At 61.2% G+C, this 21,178-nt stretch carries 20 protein-coding genes and 1 pseudogene; 4 read left to right on the top strand and 17 right to left on the bottom strand.

Annotated elements, in window-relative coordinates:
* From JaAD80_RS07515 to JaAD80_RS07545, 7 genes and pseudogenes are all read right to left on the bottom strand, one after another.
* Positions 1 to 597: hypothetical protein (locus tag JaAD80_RS07515; protein WP_146012297.1), on the bottom strand; the 597-nt coding region annotated here is incomplete at its 3' end.
* Between the two features lie 16 nt (positions 598 to 613).
* Entirely contained in the window at positions 614 to 1,711 is a 1,098-nt protein-coding gene (gene zapE / locus JaAD80_RS07520) for a cell division protein ZapE (protein ID WP_102293612.1), read from the bottom strand.
* Between the two features lie 93 nt (positions 1,712 to 1,804).
* Positions 1,805 to 3,235, bottom strand: coding sequence for a dihydrolipoyl dehydrogenase (gene lpdA, locus JaAD80_RS07525; protein ID WP_034752057.1), 1,431 nt, complete (start codon positions 3,233 to 3,235; stop codon positions 1,805 to 1,807).
* On the bottom strand, positions 3,225 to 3,611 hold the full coding sequence (locus tag JaAD80_RS07530) for a PspC domain-containing protein (RefSeq protein ID WP_102293613.1): 387 nt from the start codon (positions 3,609 to 3,611) through the stop codon (positions 3,225 to 3,227). Before JaAD80_RS07530 ends, lpdA begins: the two co-directional genes overlap by 11 nt.
* A gap of 94 nt (positions 3,612 to 3,705) precedes the next feature.
* Positions 3,706 to 4,963, bottom strand: a pseudogene (gene odhB / locus JaAD80_RS07535) (2-oxoglutarate dehydrogenase complex dihydrolipoyllysine-residue succinyltransferase).
* Between the two features lie 115 nt (positions 4,964 to 5,078).
* Positions 5,079 to 7,931 carry a 2-oxoglutarate dehydrogenase E1 component gene (locus tag JaAD80_RS07540; protein ID WP_102293615.1) on the bottom strand — a complete coding sequence of 951 codons (2,853 nt, stop codon included), beginning with the start codon at positions 7,929 to 7,931 and terminating at the stop codon, positions 5,079 to 5,081.
* Between the two features lie 255 nt (positions 7,932 to 8,186).
* Positions 8,187 to 9,161, bottom strand: coding sequence for a LysR family transcriptional regulator (locus JaAD80_RS07545; RefSeq protein WP_258002857.1), 975 nt, complete (start codon positions 9,159 to 9,161; stop codon positions 8,187 to 8,189).
* A gap of 117 nt (positions 9,162 to 9,278) precedes the next feature.
* Here JaAD80_RS07545 and JaAD80_RS07550 point away from each other — a divergent pair, with 117 nt between their 5' ends.
* Complete coding sequence (locus JaAD80_RS07550; RefSeq protein WP_102293616.1) at positions 9,279 to 9,779, top strand: hypothetical protein; 501 nt, start codon at positions 9,279 to 9,281, stop codon at positions 9,777 to 9,779.
* 20 nt (positions 9,780 to 9,799) lie between these two features.
* Here JaAD80_RS07550 and JaAD80_RS07555 read toward each other — a convergent pair whose 3' ends face one another.
* From JaAD80_RS07555 to JaAD80_RS07600, 10 genes are all read right to left on the bottom strand, one after another.
* Entirely contained in the window at positions 9,800 to 10,339 is a 540-nt protein-coding gene (locus tag JaAD80_RS07555; RefSeq protein ID WP_180979338.1) for an NAD(P)H-dependent oxidoreductase, read from the bottom strand.
* A gap of 220 nt (positions 10,340 to 10,559) precedes the next feature.
* The gene (locus tag JaAD80_RS07560) at positions 10,560 to 10,997 is read right to left on the bottom strand and encodes a helix-turn-helix domain-containing protein (protein WP_258002858.1); all 438 of its coding nucleotides are present in this window, start codon (positions 10,995 to 10,997) and stop codon (positions 10,560 to 10,562) included.
* A 33-nt stretch (positions 10,998 to 11,030) separates the two neighbouring features.
* A complete protein-coding gene (locus JaAD80_RS07565; protein WP_102293618.1) occupies positions 11,031 to 11,681 on the bottom strand; it encodes a PEP-CTERM sorting domain-containing protein in 651 nt (216 codons plus the stop codon).
* A gap of 198 nt (positions 11,682 to 11,879) precedes the next feature.
* On the bottom strand, positions 11,880 to 13,184 hold the full coding sequence (gltA, locus tag JaAD80_RS07570) for a citrate synthase (RefSeq protein WP_102293619.1): 1,305 nt from the start codon (positions 13,182 to 13,184) through the stop codon (positions 11,880 to 11,882).
* Positions 13,185 to 13,306: 122 nt separating this feature from the next.
* Complete coding sequence (locus tag JaAD80_RS07575; protein WP_034752073.1) at positions 13,307 to 13,588, bottom strand: succinate dehydrogenase assembly factor 2; 282 nt, start codon at positions 13,586 to 13,588, stop codon at positions 13,307 to 13,309.
* A 117-nt stretch (positions 13,589 to 13,705) separates the two neighbouring features.
* Positions 13,706 to 14,416 (bottom strand): succinate dehydrogenase iron-sulfur subunit, encoded by a 711-nt coding sequence (locus JaAD80_RS07580; protein ID WP_102293620.1) that lies wholly within the window; start codon positions 14,414 to 14,416, stop codon positions 13,706 to 13,708.
* A 10-nt stretch (positions 14,417 to 14,426) separates the two neighbouring features.
* Entirely contained in the window at positions 14,427 to 16,208 is a 1,782-nt protein-coding gene (gene sdhA / locus JaAD80_RS07585; RefSeq protein ID WP_102293621.1) for a succinate dehydrogenase flavoprotein subunit, read from the bottom strand.
* A gap of 2 nt (positions 16,209 to 16,210) precedes the next feature.
* Positions 16,211 to 16,576: a succinate dehydrogenase, hydrophobic membrane anchor protein gene (gene sdhD, locus JaAD80_RS07590; protein ID WP_102293622.1), complete on the bottom strand. Its 366-nt coding sequence runs from the start codon at positions 16,574 to 16,576 to the stop codon at positions 16,211 to 16,213.
* Positions 16,576 to 16,998 (bottom strand): succinate dehydrogenase, cytochrome b556 subunit, encoded by a 423-nt coding sequence (gene sdhC, locus JaAD80_RS07595; protein WP_102293623.1) that lies wholly within the window; start codon positions 16,996 to 16,998, stop codon positions 16,576 to 16,578. The genes sdhD and sdhC overlap by 1 nt, the downstream gene beginning before the upstream one ends.
* Before the next feature lie 304 nt (positions 16,999 to 17,302).
* A complete protein-coding gene (locus JaAD80_RS07600; RefSeq protein WP_102293624.1) occupies positions 17,303 to 18,187 on the bottom strand; it encodes a GntR family transcriptional regulator in 885 nt (294 codons plus the stop codon).
* Between the two features lie 305 nt (positions 18,188 to 18,492).
* Here JaAD80_RS07600 and JaAD80_RS07605 point away from each other — a divergent pair, with 305 nt between their 5' ends.
* The 3 genes from JaAD80_RS07605 (at position 18,493) to JaAD80_RS07615 (ending at position 21,175) form a co-directional block, all read left to right on the top strand.
* Positions 18,493 to 19,482 (top strand): malate dehydrogenase, encoded by a 990-nt coding sequence (locus JaAD80_RS07605; RefSeq protein ID WP_034752084.1) that lies wholly within the window; start codon positions 18,493 to 18,495, stop codon positions 19,480 to 19,482.
* Between the two features lie 111 nt (positions 19,483 to 19,593).
* Positions 19,594 to 20,592, top strand: a complete 999-nt coding sequence (locus JaAD80_RS07610) for a CoA ester lyase (RefSeq protein ID WP_102293625.1) — start codon at positions 19,594 to 19,596, stop codon at positions 20,590 to 20,592.
* A gap of 13 nt (positions 20,593 to 20,605) precedes the next feature.
* Entirely contained in the window at positions 20,606 to 21,175 is a 570-nt protein-coding gene (locus JaAD80_RS07615) for a hypothetical protein (RefSeq protein WP_102293626.1), read from the top strand.
* Positions 21,176 to 21,178 lie beyond the last annotated feature (3 nt).

A 21,178-nucleotide genomic window follows, 5' to 3' on the forward strand; every position in this document is an offset into this window, starting at 1 on the left:
CGCCGCAGCCTCAGCCTGCTTGCGGGCAAACGCCGCTTCGCGCTCGGCGCGGCGCGGCGCTTCCGCCGCTTCTTCCGCCGCCTGTTTATTCACTCTTGCCGCATATTCGGCTTCGCGCTGGGCCAGGCTCTTGCCTTGCGGCTTGGGCGGCGCCGGTTCGGGCGCCACCACTTTCACGGGCTTGGGCAAGGCGGCGGCGCGCTGTTCCGCATCCAGGCGTGCCGTTTCCTGCGTACGCGCCAGGTCGATATCGCGCAGACGCACGGATTCGGCGCGCTTGAAATGATTCGCCTCGGCCTCGATGGCGCGCAGGCGCACGAGGATCAAACGGCGCTTTTCCTTGGCCGTGTCGAGGCAGCTGTTCACGAAGAACTTGTTGTAGCACTCCTGTTCGCGCGCGGCAAACTCGTTTTCCGCCGCCTCGCGTTCACTGGCTGCCAACTTGAGCTTGGCATCGGCCTCCTCGACGGAGAGCGTGGCGGGCACTTGCGGTACGCCGACCTCGTCCAGCGCCGCCTCGCCCTGGTGCGCGCAGGCGGACAATGCCAGCGCCAGGCCCAGGGCCGCTGCCAGCTTGCATAGTGTATTTGACATCATGTTCATTCTTCCTGCCTCAAACGATCGCGTCGGCTGCGCCGCGCTGTTCTTTTTCCATGTATTCGCGCGATTGCATCTCGATGATACGCGAAACGGTACGGTGAAACTCGTTGGCCAGCATGCCATTCGTGTACAGCTGCTCGGGCGGCACTTCGGCCGACATGATCAGCTTGACCTTCTGGTCATAAAAGACATCGATCAGCCAGGTGAAGCGGCGCGCCTCGGACGACTGCGCCGCCGACATGGCCGGTATGCCGGACAATATCACTGTATGGAAGCGGCTGGCGATTTCCAGGTAATCATTTTGCGAACGGGGACCGCCGCACAGGGTGGCGAAATCGAACCAGATGATGCCGCCGGCGCGGCGCAGGCAATGGATTTCGCGGCTTTCGATGCGGATGCGCGCGTCTTCGTCGGCCGTCTCGGCGATGCGCGCGTAGGCGTCGCGCAAGGCCTTGTCGGTGGCCGCACCCAGCGGCGTGTAATAGCTTTCCACCTGCTCCAGCGCGCGGCCGCGGTAGTCGACGCCCGCGTCGACGTTCATCACGTCGAGCTTTTCCTTCAGCAGCGCGATGGTCGGCAGCATGCGGTCGCGGTGCAGGCCGTCCGGGTACAGCAGGTCCGGATCGTAATTCGAGGTCATGATGAAGGACACGCCGTTGTCGAACAGGGCCGACAGCAGGTTGTACAGGATCATCGCATCGGCGATGTCCGAGACGTGGAATTCATCGAAACAGATGAGACGGTATTTCTTCGCGATGCGTTTCGCCACTTCGTCGAGCGGATCGGCCACGCCTTTCAATTCATCGAGCTGCTGGTGCACGCCGCGCATGAATTCATGGAAGTGCAATCGCGTCTTGCGCACCACGGGCACGACCGAATAGAAGCTGTCCATCAGGAACGACTTGCCGCGCCCCACCCCGCCCCACATGTACACGCCTTTCGGCACGGAAGGACGGTTGATCAGGCGCTTGAAGGTGCTCGAACGCGCGCCCTTGTAGGCCACCCATTCGTCATAGCACTGCTGCAGGCGGTCGACCGCGCGGCGCTGGGCGGCATCGGCCTTGAAATCGCGCTTCTGCAACGCGTTCTGGTAAAACTCTTCAACGTTCATGGGATTCGATTCAACAGGAATTCTGGACATAGCGCAAACGGGCCGGCAAGGCAGAAACTGCTTTGCCGGCCCGCTGCGAAGTACTGTACTGGCTTAGAAGTTCAGCGTACGCTTGTCAACCGCCAGTGCCGCTTCCTTGGTCGCTTCCGACAAGGATGGGTGAGCGTGGCAGATGCGCGCGATGTCTTCGGCCGAGGCCTTGAATTCCATCGCCACGACGGCTTCGGAAATCAGTTCGGACGCCATCGGGCCGACGATGTGCACGCCGAGGATTTCATCGGTGGTCGCATCGGCCAGGAATTTCACCATGCCCGAGGTGTCGCCCAGCGCGCGCGCACGGCCGTTGGCCATGAACGGGAAGGTGCCGGCCTTGTAGGCGATACCTTCGGCCTTCAGGGTTTGCTCGGTCTTGCCGACCCACGCGATTTCCGGCGAGGTGTAGATCACCCACGGAATCGTGTTGAAGTTGGTGTGACCGTGCTGGCCAGCGATACGCTCGGCCACGGCAACGCCTTCTTCTTCGGCCTTGTGCGCCAGCATCGGGCCGCGCACGACGTCGCCCACCGCCCACACGTTCGGCAGGTTGGTCTTGCAGTCGCCATCGACGGCGATGAAGCCGCGCTCGTCCAGCTGCAGGCCGACTTTATCGGCGCCCAGGCCATTCGTGTTCGGCGTGCGGCCGATCGAGATGATCAGTTTGTCGAACACGGCTTTTTGCGCTTCGCCCTTGGCGTCGACGAATTCCACCGTGACGTCTTTCTTGCCTGGCGTGATCGCACCGATCTTGCAACCGAGGTTGATCTTCAAGCCTTGCTTGGTGAACAGCTTCGACGCTTCCTTGGCGATCTGCTCGTCGACAGCGCCGAGGAAGACCGGCAGGCCTTCCAGCACCGTGACGTCGGAACCGAGGCGGCGCCATACGCTGCCCATTTCCAGGCCGATCACGCCGGCACCGATGACGCCCAGCTTGGCTGGAACGGCGTCGATGGCCAGTGCGCCCGTATTCGACAGGATCAGTTTTTCGTCGAATGGTGCGCCCGGCAGTTCGCGTGCGTTCGAACCCGTGGCGATGACCACATGCTTGGCCGTCAGGGTTTCGTTGGCTTCGCCCGTCACGCTGATGTCATACGTGCCAGCGGCTGCGGCGGCAAAAGCGGCGCGGCCGTGGAAGAAGGCGATCTTGTTCTTCTTGAACAGGTACAGGATGCCGTCGTTGTTTTGCTTGACGACGGTGTCCTTGCGCTTGAGCATCTGGCCCAGGTTCAGCTTCAGGCCGGCGACGTCGATGCCGTGCTCGGCGAAGCTGTGGCCCGCGTGTTCGAAATGCTCGGACGATTGCAGCAGCGCTTTCGACGGGATGCAGCCGACGTTGGTGCAGGTACCGCCAGGAGCGGCGCCACCCTTGGCGTTCGACCACTCGTCGACGCAGGCGACGGAAAAGCCCAGCTGCGCTGCGCGGATGGCGGCGATGTAGCCGCCAGGGCCCGCACCGATGACAACGACGTCAAATTGTTTAGTACTCATGTTTTGTTATTCCAATCTCTTCGTCTGGTACGAAAATCCACAATAGAAGGTAAATCACCACGCCGAAGCCGAAGGTCAATGTAAACAGGACGAACACCAGGCGCCAGATCCACGCTTCCATGCCGGAAGCGCGTCCCAGGCCGCCGCACACGCCGCCCAGCCAGCGGTCGTTGCGCGAACGGCGCAGGCGGCTGAATTCCTGCACCAGGTCATTTGCCGGGCCGGAGCCGGAGGCATTGGCGCCGGACGTGCTGTCCGGCTTGTCCAGGTTGATACTGCTCAGGAGCTTGGCTTTCGCTTGCGCGAATTCCGCGTCGCTCAGGGCGCCCGCCAGGTGCAACTCGTGCAGACGCTTGATTTCTTCAGAGACGTTCATGGGAATCCTCTTTCGTTGAGATCAGCCAGCTGCGTCTTCTGGCAAGGGGTATCAGCTACATTGCCCCGGCGGCCAAGCCGGGGGACTACGGTGCTTACAGGTCCAGCAGCAGGCGTGCAGGATCTTCCAGCGCTTCCTTCATCGCCACCAGGCCAAGGACAGCTTCACGGCCGTCGATGATGCGGTGGTCGTAGGACATGGCCAGGTAGTTCATCGGACGTACAACGATCTGGCCGTTTTCGACGACAGCGCGGTCCTTGGTCGCATGCACGCCCAGGATGGCCGATTGTGGCGGGTTGATGATCGGGGTCGACAGCATGGAGCCGAAGGTGCCGCCGTTCGAGATCGAGAAGGTACCGCCCGTCAGGTCGTCCAGGGTCAACTTGCCTTCTTTGGCTTTCGCGCCGAATTCACCGATTTTTTTCTCGATGTCGGCGATCGACAGCTGGTCCGCGTTGCGGATGATAGGCACGACCAGGCCGCGTGGCGAACCGACAGCGATGCCGATGTCGAAGTAGCCGTGGTAAACGATGTCGTTGCCGTCAACGGAAGCGTTGATGATCGGGTACTTTTTCAGGGCGGCGACAGCGGCCTTGACGAAGAAGGACATGAAGCCCAGCTTGACGCCGTGCTCTTTCTCGAACTTGTCCTTGTACTTGTTGCGCAGGTCGATGACCGGCTGCATGTTCACTTCATTGAACGTGGTCAGGATGGCGTTCGTCGATTGCGACTGCAGCAGGCGCTCGGCGATACGTGCGCGCAGGCGGCTCATCGGCACGCGCTCTTCCGGACGGTCGCCCAGGTTGGCGGCCGAAGGGGTGGCCACTTGCTGCAGCGCTGGCTTGGCAGCGGCTGGCGCCAGCGGCGCAACGGCAGGCTTGGCGGAAGCGGCCAGGGCGTCGCCCTTGGTCACGCGGCCATCTTTGCCCGAACCGGCGACGTCGCCAGCGGACAGGCCTTTTTCCGACAGGATCTTGGCGGCGGCAGGCATGGCGACATCGCCCTTGGTCGCGGCAGCTGGTGCGGAGGCGGTAGCGGCGTCTTGCGCGGCGGCAGCCAGGGCTGGTGCAGGAACGGCCGACACTTCCATCGGGCTGACCTTGGCCGAGCCGTCGGTATCGATGATGGCGATGACTTCGCCGGCAACGACGGTGGCGCCGTCAGCCTTGATGATCTGCACGATCACGCCAGCGGCTGGCGCAGGCAGTTCCAGGACCACTTTATCGGTTTCGATATCGATCATGTTTTCGTCGCGCGCCACTGGCTCGCCGACTTTTTTTATGCCATGCCAGCAGGGTCGCTTCTGCAACCGATTCCGACAACTGAGGAACTTTGACTTCGATTTGTGCCATGTAAAACTCCGTTTATTTTGTTCTTGCGGCGCCGCCCCTGCGTAGCAAGGGCGGCGCTCCGTGATCATCTATGTAATCAGGCGCCATGCAAACCGCACGGCGCCCGCATTCCCGCTTACTTGGTGAGAATGAAACCCTTCAGCTTCGAGAACGCCGTTTCCAGCAGGTCTTTTTGCTGGGCGTAGTGCTTGTCATAGTAACCGACAGCAGGCGACGCCGAAGCAGGACGGCCGGCGTAAGCCAGACGCTGACCCGATTCCAGGCCTTCGAAGATGTTGTGCTGGATCTGGAACCAGGCGCCCTGGTTCTGCGGCTCGTCCTGCGCCCAGACCACTTCCACCAGGTTCGGGAACTTCTTCAGTTCAGCAGCGAACGACTTGTGCGGGAACGGATACAGCTGTTCCAGGCGCACGATGGCCGTGTCGGTCTGGCCGCGGGTCTTGCGTGCGTTGACCAGGTCGTAGTAGACCTTGCCCGAGCAGGCGATGACGCGCTTGACTTTCTTGGCATCGATTTTGTCGTCGACTTCGCCGATCACGGTCTGGAAACCGCCCTTGGCCAGGTCGGTCAGCGGCGAACCGGCATCCTTGTTGCGCAACAGCGACTTCGGCGTCAGGATGACCAGCGGCTTGCGGAACTGGCGCACCATCTGGCGGCGCAGCAGGTGGAAAATCTGCGAAGCCGTCGTCGGCTGCACCACTTGCATGTTGTTGTCTGCGCACAGCTGCAGGAAACGCTCAGGACGCGCGGACGAGTGCTCAGGACCCTGGCCTTCGTAACCGTGCGGCAGCATCATGACCAGGCCAGAAGCGCGGCCCCACTTCACTTCGCCGGAGCTGATGAACTGGTCGATGACCACTTGCGCGCCGTTGGCGAAGTCGCCGAACTGGGCTTCCCATATCGTCAGGGTGTTCGGTTCAGCGGTCGAGTAGCCGTATTCGAAGGCCAGTACGGCTTCTTCGGACAGCACCGAGTCGATGACGGTGAACGGTGCCTGGTTTTCCGACACGTTTTGCAGCGGAATGTAGGTACCGGCATCCCAGCGCTCGCGGTTCTGGTCATGCAGCACGGCGTGGCGGTGCACGAAGGTACCGCGGCCGGCATCCTGGCCCGTCAGGCGGATGGCGTAGCCGGACGATACCAGCGAAGCGTAGGCCAGGTGTTCGCCCATGCCCCAGTCCAGGTTCATTTCGCCGCGGCCCATGGTGGCGCGGTCGCCCAGGACTTTTTCCACCAGCGAGTGGACCTTGAACTGTTCCGGCACGGTGGTGATGCGCGCGGCCAGACGTTTCAGTTCCGTCATCGGCACGGCGGTATCGGCCGAGTCGGTCCATTTCTTGTTCAGGAACGGCAGCCAGTCGACGGCGTACTTGTTCTTGAAGTTCGAGATGACTGGATCGACGGTGTGCTTGCCGGCGTCCATGGCGTCGCGGAAGGCGGCTACCATTTTGTCGCCGCCATCGGCAGGGATCACGCCTTGCGCCACCAGCTTGTCCGCGTACAGCTTGCGGGTGCCTGGGTGCTGGCCGATGCGCTTGTACATCAGCGGCTGCGTCAGTGCTGGCGTATCTTGTTCGTTGTGGCCCAGCTTGCGGTAGCAGATGATGTCGAGGACGATGTCCTTCTTGAATTCCATGCGGTAGTCGAGCGCGATTTGCGTCGCCAGTACCACGGCTTCAGGATCATCGGCGTTGATGTGCAGGACCGGTGCTTCGATCATCTTGACGACGTCCGAGCAGTACAGGGTCGAGCGCGAGTCGCGTGGATCCGAGGTGGTGAAACCGATCTGGTTGTTGATCACGATATGCACCGTGCCGCCCGTGCCGTAGCCGCGGGTTTGCGCCAGATTCAAGGTTTCCATGACCACGCCCTGGCCGGCGAAAGCGGCATCGCCGTGCACCAGGATCGGCAGCACTTGCGCGCCGTGCACGTCGCCGCGGCGGTCCATGCGGGCCTTGACGGAACCTTCAACCACAGGGTTGACGATTTCCAGGTGCGACGGGTTGAACGCCAGCGACAGGTGGACCGGGCCGCCTGCGGTGGAGATGTCCGACGAGAAGCCTTGATGGTACTTCACGTCGCCGGCTGGCAGGTCGTCGCCATGCTTGCCTTCGAATTCTTCGAACAGTTCCTGTGGCGCCTTGCCCAGGGTGTTGACCAGTACGTTCAGACGGCCGCGGTGGGCCATGCCGATGACGATTTCCTGCACGCCTTTTTCGCCGGCGCGCTGGATGGTTTCATCCATCGAGGCGATGAACGTTTCGCCGCCTTCCAGGGAGAAGCGCTTCTGGCCCACGTAGCGGGTATGCAGATAGCGTTCCAGGCCTTCAGCCGCGGTCAGGCGGTCGAGGATGTGGATTTTTTTCTCTGGGGTGAAATTCGGGGTGGAGCGGATCGATTCCAGTTTCTCTTGCAGCCAGCGCTTTTCGGCCGGGTCGGAGATGTACATGAATTCGGCGCCGATCGAACGCGTGTAGGTGTCGCGCAGATAGTTCAGCAGATCGCGCAGGGTGGCGGTCTCGGGGCCAAAATAGGTATTGCTGATGTTGAACACGGTGTCCATGTCCGCATCGGTGAAGCCGTAGAAGCTCGGGTCCAGTTCCGGGATCATCGGACGTTCCTGGCGCTGCAGCGGATCCAGGTTGGCCCAGTGCGTGCCCAGGTAGCGGTAAGCGGCGATCAGTTGGGTAGCGGCGACGCGCTTGCGGCCCATTTCGGCATCGAAGGAAGCGGTGACGGTACGGATAGGACCGGCTTTTGCGCGCTCGGCGAACGAGGCGACGACGGAGGCATGCGCCACGTCAGGCTTGTTGGTGCCATCGACGGCAGGCACGTGCTGCATCGCGTCGAAGTACGAACGCCAGTTATCGGGTACCGAGCCTGGATTGTTCAAATACGCTTCGTACAGGTCTTCCACGTACGGAGCATTCCCACCGAACAGGTAGGAGTTGGTCGTTAATTGCTGCATATATTGCTCACCTTTCTTCGCGCTTCGCGAGATTAGCGGGTTAATCTAACCTTCCGCGACACGGCCTGACCGGTTAGCGGATTGCACATCAAGTTGTGGGGAAGGGCTTTTTTATTGCACCAGCATTCTGCATACCGTCATTTAGAATAGCACGCGGTATTGTAACGCAACAACTGCTAGTTGGATTTTATTTGGCAAGCAAATGTAAGCTGTGTGGCTGATTTTCCCGGGCTTGCAAGCCTGCCACTATTGCGCTTACGGCACCTTGCTGACCGCGCCGGCGCGCCGCTGGCGCACAAGTGGTCTGCCTGGCAACGCCGGAGCGGCGATGGCCGCCAGCCACTGAGCATCCGTGGCAAACCAGTCGAGCAGAAAATCAAGCATGGTGCGCAGCAGCGGCGACATGTGCTGGCGCGAGGTGTAGATGCCGTAGATGCCCATGTCCTGCGGCTGGTAGGCGGGCAGCAGCTCGACCAGCTGGCCGCTGGCGATCAGGGGCGCGGCCGAATAGCGCGGCTGCATGGCGATGCCCGCCCCCGCCACCGTGGCCACCAGCAGGACCAGCGATTCATTCGCCGACAGGCTGCCGCTGACCGGCACAGTGAGCGCTTCCCCATTGTGGGTAAACTGCCACAGGCTCTTGCCGAAGTAGGTGTACGTGAGGCAGTTGTGCAAGGCCAGGTCTTCCGCCCTGCGCGGCGTGCCGTGCGCCGCCAGATACGATGGTGCGGCGCACACCACCGAGGCGCAGCTGGCCAGCTGGCGCGCGATCAGGTTCGGCTCGAGCGCATTCGTGATGCGGATCGCCAGGTCGATGCGCTGCTCCACCAGGTTGACGGCACGGTTCTCCATCTGCAGGTCGATGGCGGCGCGCGGATAGCGGCGCAGGTAAGCGGTCACTGCGCCAGCCAGCGCCGTCTGCGCCAGCGACTGCGAACAGGTAATGCGCAGCAAACCTTGCGGCGTGTCGGCGCCTTCCGGCGCCATGACGGCCATGGCGCCCGCCACCTCCAGCATCTGCCTGCAGCGCGCCAGCGTGGCGTCGCCCGCATCCGTCAGGCTCAAACGGCGCGTGGTGCGATGCAACAGCCGCGCCCCGGCCCATTGCTCCATCTCGGCCAGGTAGCGCGTCACCATGGCGCGCGACATATCCAGCGCTTCGCTGGCGGCGACCATGCTGCCGCGTTCGGCGATGGCGACAAAAACTTGTGCTGCGGTGATGCGGTCCATGCGGACACTCCCTTGATTCATCCGATCCATGCAACTAAGTATTGCAATCTACCCTATTTGCTACGCATAGTCGAAAGGATAATATGTGTCACTGATAACGAATCCAGAGAAACGCGCATGTTGTCGAATCCCGTCCCGCATGACCGCTCCCGCCCTGCCCCCTTTACCGGCAGCTTCCCTGCTCCGCGCTCTTCCCTGGCCGGCTTTGCCCTGCAATACCTGGGCAGTGCGCACTCACCTTCAGTCCTGCTGAGCGGCGTGCGCGACGCCATCCTGGTCAATGCCCAGTTCCGGCGCGACGATGCCGCGCAGTTAGCACACACCATCGCCGCCAGCGGCAAACACCTGACCACCATCTATATCAGCGCCGCCGAGCCGCAAGCCTATTTCGGCCTGGGCGTGCTGCAGGAAGCCTTTCCGCAGGCGCGCATCCTGGCCAGCTGCGCCACGGTGGCGGCGATCCGCCGCGAGGCCGGTGCCAGGGTCGCCCACTGGGGCGGCATCCTCAAGCACAACGCGCCGCGCCGCATCGTCCTGCCGCAGTGCCATGATGGCGCCAGCCTGCCGCTGGAAGGGCGGCAGATCGCGCTGCGCCACCTGGACGCGGCATGCCAATAGCGCGCCGGCGCTTGTCCCGTCTATAGCGCCGACAGGAAGCGCACATAGTCGTGCGCGCTGCGGGCCAGGCGTTCCGCATAACCGTGTTCCGCCGGCCCGTCTTCGGCGCCATAGAAGGCAAAGAACGGACGGCTCTCGGCACCGATATAGTTCAACGTCACTTCAAACGGCGCCAGCAGCTGCGCCAGCGTGTGCCGCCACTTGCCTGCCGGCGTGAAATCCTCCTCGCGTATCCCGGCCGTCACGGCCAGGGCCACCTTGCGTCCGCGGAAGGCATCGCCGCCCGTGCCATACGCCCAGCCATGCGCCAGCACCTCGTCGAGCCACTTTTTCAGCAATGGCGGACAACTGAACCAGTACACGGGGAACTGCAGCACCACGTCGGCGTGCGCCTCCACCAGCGCCTGCTCCCGCGCCACGTCGATGGCGCCGTCGGGATAAGCCTGATGCACGTCGTGGATGGTGTAGCGCTCCGGGTGTTGCGCCACTTCCTGCAGCCAGCGCCGGTTGGCGACCGAGGTGGCGAGGTTGGGGTGAAAGACGATTACAAGGGTTTTCATCATGCTGCTTTCAAAAGAGTGGGATCGGTGCACCGCTGCCGCGCTCACAAAAACGCAGGCAAGCCGGTACCCTGCCCTGTAGCGCGTCGCCGCGCCCGCACAGGCCACTGCAGCATAGTCCCGCCGAGTATTTTTCACAAGTACGCACATTGATTGCGCATACAGGAAGAAAAGTAAGTAATAAGGGCGCAAAAAAACCGCCGCCGATAATGTGCCGACATCAGGTGGCCTGGTGCCGCTCGCCCCACTCGCACAGGGTATTGAGCACGGGAATCAGCGATGCGCCTTTCGTTGAAAGGAAATACTCAACCTTGGGCGGGACTTGCGGGTATTCCTTGCGCACGATCAGCGCATCGGCTTCCAGCTCCTTCAATACGACGCTGAGTGTCTTGAAGGCGATGCCGCCGAGATGGCGTTTGAGCTCGTTATGCCGCAGCACCTTGTTGGCCGCCAGCGCATACAGGATCAGCATCTTGTACTTGCCACCGATCAGCGACAAGGTATAGCCAAATCCCGTCTCGCCCAGCGCTACGCCGGCGGGGGCGCATGTTTCTTTGTTCATCACGTTCTGCTTGCTGTTGATCCAGGACCGAGCGTAGCAGCTTTGCGCGCCATCGGCCATGCACGGCATGGCCGAGATGAAAAAAGCGCGCCGCAAGGCACGCTTCCTTGCGGCAGGCCGCCGGGCCCGTCAAGCCTTGCGGCTGCGCGCGGCGGCGCCGATGGCCAGCAGGCCGGCCATCAGCATCAAATAAGTGGAAGGCTCGGGCACGGGCGACACCTCGAAAGCGATATTATCTATCCCCACGCTCATGCCGCCCCCGCTCCACCACAGCCTCAGGCCGCCCAATACTGTTATTTCAGGATCAAAACCTTCGATGGTACTGAACGTGGGATCTTCGTACGAACCAATGTATGCGCGCCTGCTGTACAGTAGCTTCCCTTGCAAGTCGCTCACTATAAGGTCAAGACTATGCCTCCCGCCGGTCGTCAGCATGTCGAAATGGTGCAGGGTCACGCTGGCCCCGGGGCGCAGCGCCTCGATGTAAATCGACACCCCGCTGGCACCGCTGGAATGCACAAAGGATGGCGCCAGAAACCCTCCCGAGATAGGGCTTGTACTCCAGGGCACGTAGCTGCCCGTCCAGGGAGCCGTATAGCTGAGATCGACGACGCCGGCCACATCGCCGTAGGTTTGCGGAATGCCATCGCAAGGCTGGGCGCCGCAGGCCGTGCTGCGGTCATTGAAATCGAGGGTGTAGGCATGCCCGGGCACGGCGGCGGAAGCGCTGGCGGCCATGGCGGCAAAAACGGCACAGCAAAACAGTTGCGACAGTTTCATGTGAGCCTTTCATTGGTTGCAAATAAAATAACAATGCAATGATGCCACATTTACGTCGAAAGTTGCAATATTTATTACTTGTTTATACAACTATTGTGCCGACAGCCAGGCGAGCGCGGCAGGCATAAAAAAAGCGAGCCATCAGGCTCGCTTTTGTACGCCGGGCCGCAAGGCCCGGCAGAAACACGGCGCTGTAACTTAAGCGCGCTTGTCCAGTGGCAGCACTTCGCGGGTCGTCGAACCGACGAACAGCTGGCGCGGACGGCCGATTTTTTGCTCAGGATCGGCGATCATTTCGTTCCACTGGGCGATCCAGCCGATGGTGCGGGCCATGGCGAAGATACCGGTGAACAGCGACACAGGGATGCCCAGCGCCGATTGCACGATGCCCGAGTAGAAGTCGACGTTCGGGTAGAGTTTGCGCGAAACGAAGTATTCGTCGTTCAGTGCAATCTTTTCCAGCTCCATCGCCAGCTTGAACAATGGGTCGTCTTGCAGGCCCAGCTCGTTCAGCACTTCATAGCAGGTTTCACGCATCAGCTTGGCGCGCGGGTCGAAGTTCTTGTACACGCGGTGGCCAAAGCCCATCAGCTTGACGCCGGAGTTCTTGTCCTTGACTTGCTCGATGAAGGCAGGGATGTTCTCGACGGTGCCGATTTCCTTCAGCATGTTCAGTGCCGCTTCGTTGGCGCCGCCGTGGGCAGGGCCCCACAGGCAGGCGATACCGGCAGCGATACAGGCAAACGGGTTGGCGCCCGACGAACCGGCCAGACGGACGGTCGAGGTCGATGCGTTTTGCTCGTGGTCCGCGTGCAGGATCAGGATGCGGTCCAGGGCGCGCACCAGCACGTCGTTGACCTTGTAGTCTTCGCACGGGTTGGCGAACATCATGTGCATGAAGTTGGCGCTGTACGACAGGTCGTTGCGCGGGTACGTGAACGGCTGGCCGATCGAGTACTTGTAGGTCATGGCGACCAGGGTCGGCATCTTGGCGATCAGGCGGATGGCCGACACTTCGCGGTGACGCGGGTCGTTGATGTCCAGCGAGTCATGGTAGAACGACGCCAGCGCGCCGACGGTACCGACCAGGATCGACATCGGATGCGCGTCGCGGCGGAAGCCACGGAAGAAGAATTGCATCTGCTCGTGGACCATTGTGTGCTTGGTCACGGTGTCGACGAACTTGGCTTTTTGCGCCGCGTTCGGCAGTTCGCCGTTCAGCAGCAGGTAGCACGATTCCATGAAGTCGGCGTTGACGGCCAACTGTTCGATCGGGTAACCGCGGTACAGCAGTTCGCCCTTGTCGCCGTCGATGTAGGTGATCGACGAATTGCACGAGGCGGTCGACATAAAGCCTGGGTCGTAGGTGAACTTGCCGCTACCGGCGTACAGTTTGCGGATGTCGATGACGTCCGGACCAACCGTGCCTTTGTAGATTGGAAATTCAAGCGATGGGCTGCCATCGGAGAACGACAGGGTAGCTTTTGTGTCAGAGGTATTCATGGGCTCTTCCTTCTCGGGAGTGAGTCGAAATTAAAATCAAAAATTCTGGCTGCAATTCGCAACGCAATTCGGCGTTGCTACAGCGCGCCACTCGCACCGTTTGCAATATATCGCCCAGGCGTCTAGGCAATGCGCAGTCGTTGCAGCAGTGCGCGCACATGCGGCAGATCGACTTCGCCTTCCGGCTCTTTACGGGCCAGTACCAGATCCATTAACGCATTGTCCGACAAATCCAGCAAACGCGTCAGCGCGTCAACTTCTTCATCGGTCAATTCGGTTTCATACGCATCGAGAAAACGGGTCAGGATAATGTCGTTTTCCAGCAGGCCACGGCGTGAACGCCAGCGCAGGCGGGCGCGGTTGGCCGGGTCGGCCTGATGCGAGGACAAAATTGATTCTGTCATTTGGTTTACCACTTTACATGTGCCTTGCGGCACGGTGCTGCTTTGCAGGCGCCGCCTGCCAGGAAGCGAGGATACCCGCTTCCGGCACACGGCGCCCGGCGGACGCGATCAGACGGATCAGATCGCGCGGCGGACCATCAATTCCTTGATCTTGCCAATCGCCTTGTTCGGGTTCAACCCTTTCGGGCAGACGTCGACACAGTTCATGATCGAGTGGCAGCGGAACAGACGGTACGGATCTTCCAGGTTGTCCAGACGCGCGCCGGTGGCTTCGTCGCGCGAATCGGCGATGAAACGGTAGGCTTGCAGCAGGCCTGCAGGACCGACGAACTTATCGGGATTCCACCAGAACGACGGGCACGACGTGGAGCAGCATGCGCACAGGATGCACTCGTACAGGCCATCGAGCTCTTCGCGCTGTTCCGGCGTCTGCAGGCGCTCTTTTTCAGGCGGGATCGAGTCGTTGATCAGGAACGGCTTGATCGAATCGTACTGCTTGAAGAATTGCGTCATGTCGACGATCAGGTCGCGGATGACCGGCAAGCCTGGCAACGGGCGCAGCACGATAGGCTCCGACAGTTCGTTCAGGTTGGTGGTGCATGCCAGGCCATTCTTGCCGTTGATGTTCATCGCGTCCGAACCGCACACGCCTTCGCGGCACGAGCGGCGCAGGGCCAGCGAGTCATCGACGTCGGACTTGATGCGCTGCAGTGCGTCCAGCAGCATCTTGTCGGTGTCTTTCAGTTCGACCGTCAGGTCTTGCATGTAAGGCTTGGCATCCTGGTCAGGATCGTAGCGGTAGATTTTAAATTTGAGAGTGCGTGCCATGTTCTGACCTTTAGAAAGTACGTGGTTTTGGCTTGAAGGTATCGACCGTCAGCGGTTTGGTCACGACTGGCTTGTATTCCAGGCGGTTGCCTTCCGAGTACCACAGCGTGTGCTTCATCCAGTTGACGTCGTCGCGTTGCGGATGGTCGTCCTGGGCGTGGGCGCCGCGCGATTCCTTGCGCGCTGCTGCCGAGACGATCGTCGCCTTCGCCGTTTCGATCAGGTTGTCCAGCTCCAGCGCTTCCACGCGGGCCGTGTTGAAGACCATCGACTTGTCCTTGAACGAGACGTGCTTGCGGCGCTCGTCCAGCTTCATGATTTCCTCGACGCCCTTGTTCAGCATCTCGTCGGTACGGAACACGCCACAGTACTTCTGCATCGTTGCGCGGATGTCGTTCGCCACGCCCTGCACGGTTTCCGTGCCGGTCGAGTTTTCCAGGCGCTGCAAGCGGCCCATGGCAAATTCAGCTGCGTCGGCTGGCAAAGGCTTGTTCTCCTTGGCTTTCAGGCCGCTGTTGACGATATGGTTGCCGGCCGCGCGGCCGAAGACCACCAGGTCCAGCAGCGAGTTGGTGCCCAGGCGGTTGGCGCCGTGCACCGAGACGCAGGCGCACTCGCCGATCGCGTACAGGCCGTTGACGACTTTCGCCGAATTGTCCGGACCGGTCGGGGTGACGACCTGGCCGTGGATGTTCGTGGGAATGCCGCCCATCTGGTAGTGAATCGTCGGCACGACGGGAATCGGTTCCTTGGTCGCATCGACGTTGGCGAACTTGTGGCCGATTTCCAGGATCGACGGCAGGCGCTTGGCGATGGTATCGGCGCCGATATGGCGCAGGTCCAGCATCACGTGGTCCTTGTTCGGACCGCAGCCGCGGCCTTCCTTGATTTCCTGGTCCATCGAACGCGAGACGAAGTCGCGCGGCGCCAGATCCTTCAGGGTCGGCGCATAGCGCTCCATGAAGCGTTCGCCTTCGCTATTGATCAGGATGCCGCCTTCGCCGCGCACGCCTTCGGTGATCAATACGCCCGCGCCGGCCACGCCGGTCGGGTGGAACTGCCAGAATTCCATGTCTTGCAGTGGCAGGCCGGCGCGTGCCGCCATGCCCATGCCGTCGCCGGTGTTGATGAAGGCATTCGTCGACGCGGCGAAGATGCGGCCTGCGCCGCCCGTTGCCATGACCGTGGTTTTTGCTTCCAGGATCATGCATTCGCCGGTTTCCATTTCCAGCGCGACCACACCGATTACATCGCCTTCGGCGTCGCGGATCAGGTCGAGCGCCATCCATTCGACGAAGAAGTGCGTACGTGCGCGTACATTGCGCTGGTACAGCGTGTGCAGCAGGGCGTGACCGGTACGGTCGGCTGCCGCGCAGGCGCGCTGCACCGGCTTTTCGCCGAAGTGGGCCGTGTGGCCGCCGAACGGACGCTGATAGATGGTGCCGTCAGGATTGCGGTCGAATGGCATGCCGAAGTGTTCCAGTTCGTACACGACCTTCGGTGCTTCGCGGCACATGAATTCGATGGCATCCTGGTCGCCCAGATAGTCGCCACCCTTGACGGTGTCGAACATGTGCCAGAACCAGTTGTCTTCGGCCATATTGCCGAGCGACGCGCCGATACCGCCCTGCGCCGCCACGGTGTGCGAGCGGGTCGGGAAAACTTTCGAGAGCACTGCGACGTTCAGGCCGGCTTCAGCCAGCTGCAACGACGCGCGCATGCCGGAACCGCCGGCGCCAACGATGACCGCATCAAAGCGGCGGGTAGGAATTGCAGATTTATATGCTGCCACGATTACACACTCCAGAGTATCTGTACCGTCCAGCCGGCACAAGCGATCAACCACAGCATGGTGGCAATTTGCAGGGTCATGCGGAGGCCAACGCTTTTCACGTAGTCCATCCAGATATTGCGTACGCCGACCCATGCGTGGTAGAACAAGGCGACAAACGTCACCAGGCTGATTAATTTGAACCATTGCTGTGCGAACAGACCAGCCCAGCCTTCATAGCTGAAGTTGCTGCCGGTCAGGAAGGCGATGAGCAGGATGGCAACATAGGCCACCATGACGAGGGCGGTGACGCGTTGCGCCAGCCAGTCGCGCAAGCCGTAATGGGCGCCGACAACGAGGCGTTTCGGTCCGATGTTATTGTTTGCCATTAAAATACTCCAAACAGTTTCAAAGCGACCAGAGCGGTCAGTACCAGGCTGATCACCAGAACGAACTTGGCCGTATTGCGCGCGGGTTCTTTCTCGGCGGCGACGTGCACGTCCATGAACAGGTGGCGGATACCGGCGCAGAAGTGGTGCAGGAAGGCCCAGACCAGACCCAGGGTGATCAGCTTGACGAACCAGTGCGAGGCGATGCCCTGGAAGTAGGCGTAGGACATTTCGGAACGCAGGCTCAGTTCCAGCATGTACAGGATGCACGGCAGCAGGGCGAAAATGATGATGCCGCTGATACGGTGCAGGATCGAGACGATGGCGCCGATCGCCATGCGGTAGTTCGACAATTCGGTAACATGGATGTTACGGAATTGCGGCCGTTCTTTTTTTGGTACTTCTCTTACGGCTTCAGACATAACAAAAACCTCCCCTTTGAATTTCAACTAAATATTGAAGCCGCGATTTTCGCCGATTTTCGCAACCCATACCAATATCTATTGTTACATATAACCAAAATGGTTTTTTACTACAAAATACCGCGCTACTTTCCGTAGTTCACGTAATTTAATTACAGAATCGCCGGCAAAGCACAGCCCGCCGGGGCTGGCCATGCTTTACCTGCGCGTTCTGTTGTCTCCATGCCCGCCTTGCGACGGGCACTTTCAAACGATGCACTTCCGCCCTGCCGCTTGTTCGGACGCCCGCGGGCGCCCTGCGGCTTCAGCTGAGTTCATTCTGATAATGATGACGACTGGTCAGGTACAGGCCCCGGCGCAGTTCGACCGGCTTGTCGCCGTAGGTAAACGACACGCGCTCGGAACTGAGCAAGGGCGTGCCGAGGTCGATATTTAACAATTGCGCGGCACCGGCGTCGGCGCACACGGCGCGGATCTGCTCGGACGCGCGTATCATGCGCGTGCCGAATTCCGTTTCAAACAGGCCGTACATGGGGCCCTTGTACTCCACCAGGCGCTCTGCCGTCAGGCCCTTGAAGATGAGGCCGGGCAGCCACAGCTCTTCGACGATGGTGGGAATGCCGTCGAAATACTGCACGCGCTTGATGAAGATGACGGCGTCGCCGGACTTCAGGTCCATCAGCCGCGCCACGTCGGCCGGCGCGCGCACGCGCTTGACCTCGATGAATTTGCTTTCCGGATAGTGCGGCACGCCCTCGTCCGGCACCAGGCGCAGGAAGCGGAAATGCGCGCGCGCCTCGTGGTGGGTGGAGACGAAGGTACCCTTGCCCTGGCGGCGCATGACGAGGTTCTCGGCGGCCAGCTCATCGATCGCCTTGCGCACCGTGCCCTGACTGACCTTGAAACGGCCCGCCAGTTCGACTTCGCTGGGAATCAGTTCGCCCGGCTTCCACTCGCCCGATTGCAGGCTCTGCGTGATGAGCGCCTTGATCTGCTGATATAAGGGACTGAAGGTGGGCGAGGCATTCGCGGCAGGCGCGGCCACGGCAGTGGTATTGGCGCTGGCGACAGGGGCGGAAGTGCTGCTGGCCGCCGCGGCGGCAGGCGTAGCCGGGGTGCCCGCGGTCGGACTGACCGCCCCGCTTGCAGCAGTGGCATTGTTGGTCAGATTGGACGAGGCGGAATTCATAGTCCGACATTTCAACACAAATCACTGTCCACGTCCAGTAAAACAGACGTAGTTATCTGTCTTATATAAGACATAAGATATGATTGACAGATACAGATCGGAGGCCTAAACTGCCCTCGATAAAACTTGTGAGCCAGCGTTTTATGTTGTCGGCCAGCCACTCTGGTCTCGCGCAGCACAAGCGTCACGGCAGCGTACACCAGCAATTCGGTGGCGCGGGCCGGTTTTGGTATCATTATAGTTTTTCCGGATAAGCGTAAGCCCAGCTTCAAGCCCGTTTTCTTTCCCATTTTTGGAGATTCATCATGGCTAAAACCCCAATGCGTGTTGCAGTGACCGGCGCCGCCGGCCAGATCGGCTACGCCCTGTTGTTCCGCATCGCCAATGGCGACATGCTCGGCAAAGACCAGCCTGTCATCTTGCAACTGCTTGAAATCCCGGACGAAAAAGCCCAGAAGGCGCTCAAGGGCGTGATGATGGAAATCGATGACTGCGCATTCCCGCTGCTGACGGAAATGACCGCCCACTCCGATCCATTGACCGCATTCAAGGATGTCGACGTGGCCGTCCTGGTGGGCGCGCGTCCACGCGGCCCGGGCATGGAACGCAAGGACCTGCTGGAAGCGAACGCCCAGATCTTCACGGTGCAAGGCAAGGCGCTCGACGCCGTCGCTTCGCGCAACGTGAAAGTGCTGGTGGTCGGCAACCCTGCCAACACCAATGCCTACATCGCCATGAAATCGGCACCATCGCTGCCGGCGAAAAACTTCACCGCCATGCTGCGCCTGGACCACAACCGCGCCCTGTCGCAAGTGGCTGCCAAGACCGGTACCGCCGTGAAAGACATCGAGAAGCTGACCGTCTGGGGCAACCACTCGCCAACCATGTACGCCGACTACCGCTTCGCCACCGTGAACGGCAAGGCCGTCAAGGACCTGATCAACGACCAGGAATGGAACGCCAATGTGTTCCTGCCAACCGTCGGCAAGCGCGGCGCGGCCATCATCGAAGCGCGCGGCCTGTCGTCGGCAGCGTCGGCAGCGAACGCCGCCATCGACCACATCCATGACTGGATGCTGGGCACCGCCGGCAAGTGGACCACCATGGGCGTACCTTCGGATGGCTCGTATGGCATCCCTGAAGGCACCGTCTTCGGCTTCCCTGTAACCACCGACAACGGTGAGTACACCATCGTTCAAGGTCTGGAAATCGATGCATTCTCGCAAGAGCGCATCAACCTGACCCTGAAAGAACTGACCGAAGAGCGCGAAGGCGTGAAACACCTGCTGGCCTAAATCCAGTATTGGCGGCGCGGCCTGAGCGCCGCCCGCCAAGAAGGCCGCCCCGCGAGATTCGCGGCGCGGCTGTTTTATCAAGTAGTCCTTACCTGCAGAAATGCCTTAAGCATGCACCCTTCCGAGGTTTTATTCCAAGGCAAACGCCAGCCGCTATTGCTCGCCGCTTGCGACCACTACGCCGGCTCTGAAAAGCTGATGCGTAAATCGATTGCTTTGCAACAAGAGCTTGGCCCCCTGTTCGACATCACGTTCGACTGCGAAGACGGCGCCAGCGCCGGCAATGAAGAAGCCCACGCGCAGATGATCGCCGGCCTGCTGGCCAGCGACGAGAACCAGTTCAACCGCATCGGCGTGCGCGTGCACGACGTCGACAGCCCGTTTTTCGCGCGCGACGTGGAGCTCATCTGCGCCGCCGCCGGCCGCCTCGCGTACATCGCCGTGCCCAAAGTGGGCGGCGTGCAGGACGCCATGCTGGCCATCGACCTGATCAACCTGCATGCGCGCCGCGCCGGCCGCGACAACCTGCCCGTGCACATCCTGATCGAGACGCATGGCGCGCTGCGCGACGCGTATGCGATCGCCGCCCTGCCGCAGGTCGAATGCCTGTCCTTCGGCATCATGGATTTCGTCTCGGCCCACTACGGCGCCATCCCCGCCGCCGCCATGCGCACGCCGGGCCAGTTCACGCACCCGCTGGTGGTACGCGCCAAGCTGGAAGTGGCCGCCGCCTGCCACGCGCACGGCAAGGTGCCGTCGCATAATGTGACGACCGATGTGCGCGATTCGGCCGTGGTGGCCAACGATGCCCAGCGCGCAACAGCCGAGTTCGGCTACACGCGCATGTGGAGCATCCATCCGGACCAGATCAAGCCCATCATCAAGGCTTTCACGCCGCGCCTGTCCGAGGTCAATGAGGCCAGCAATATCCTGAATGAGGCGCTGCGCGCCAACTGGGGTCCGATCGCGCAAAATGGCCGCTTGCACGACCGCGCCAGCTACCGATATTATTGGACCGTTTTGCAACGTGCCAAACTGGCGGGCCTGGGCCTGCCCGAGGCGGCCGCCGCATTACTCAACACCCCCTCTTCCAGCACCACTGAAAACTGACAGGAATTACACGATGTCCATCTCCAAATTAGCAATTGCCTGCAGCGTCGCGCTGGGCGCCCTGACCCTGACACTGGCACCGGCCAGCTTCGCCGCCACGGATGCCAAGGCAGGCAAGGCAGAGTCCAACCCCAAGGCGGTCAAGGCCAAGCCGAAGGCCAAGAGCACCAAGGCCAAGCCGGCCGCCAAGGAAGCCCACCCTCTGGCCATGTCGGTCGCCGACAAGGAAGAGGCGGACGAGCCGGATACCGCGGGTTCGGCCTCCACGGATTTCAATTGCGAACTTGGTAATAAAATTACCATCTACACCAATGCTACTGACGACAAACACATCGCCCTGCGCTGGAAGAAGCGCCTGCATCGCCTGAGCCGTGTTGGCACCACCACTGGCGCCAACCGCTTCGAGAACCGCTTGTATGGTCTCGTCTGGATCGGCATCCCGGCCAAAGGCATGCTGCTCGATTCCAAGCAGGGCCGCCAACTGGCCAATGAATGCAAGGACGAGGAGCAAGCCAAGCCCAAGCCGGCAGCATTGGTGGACGCCCCGCCATCGCTGGGCGTGTTGCCAGTCACCGGCGGCTGATGT

It is taken from the genome of Janthinobacterium sp. AD80 (assembly GCF_002878455.1).
Lineage (GTDB): Bacteria > Pseudomonadota > Gammaproteobacteria > Burkholderiales > Burkholderiaceae_D > Janthinobacterium.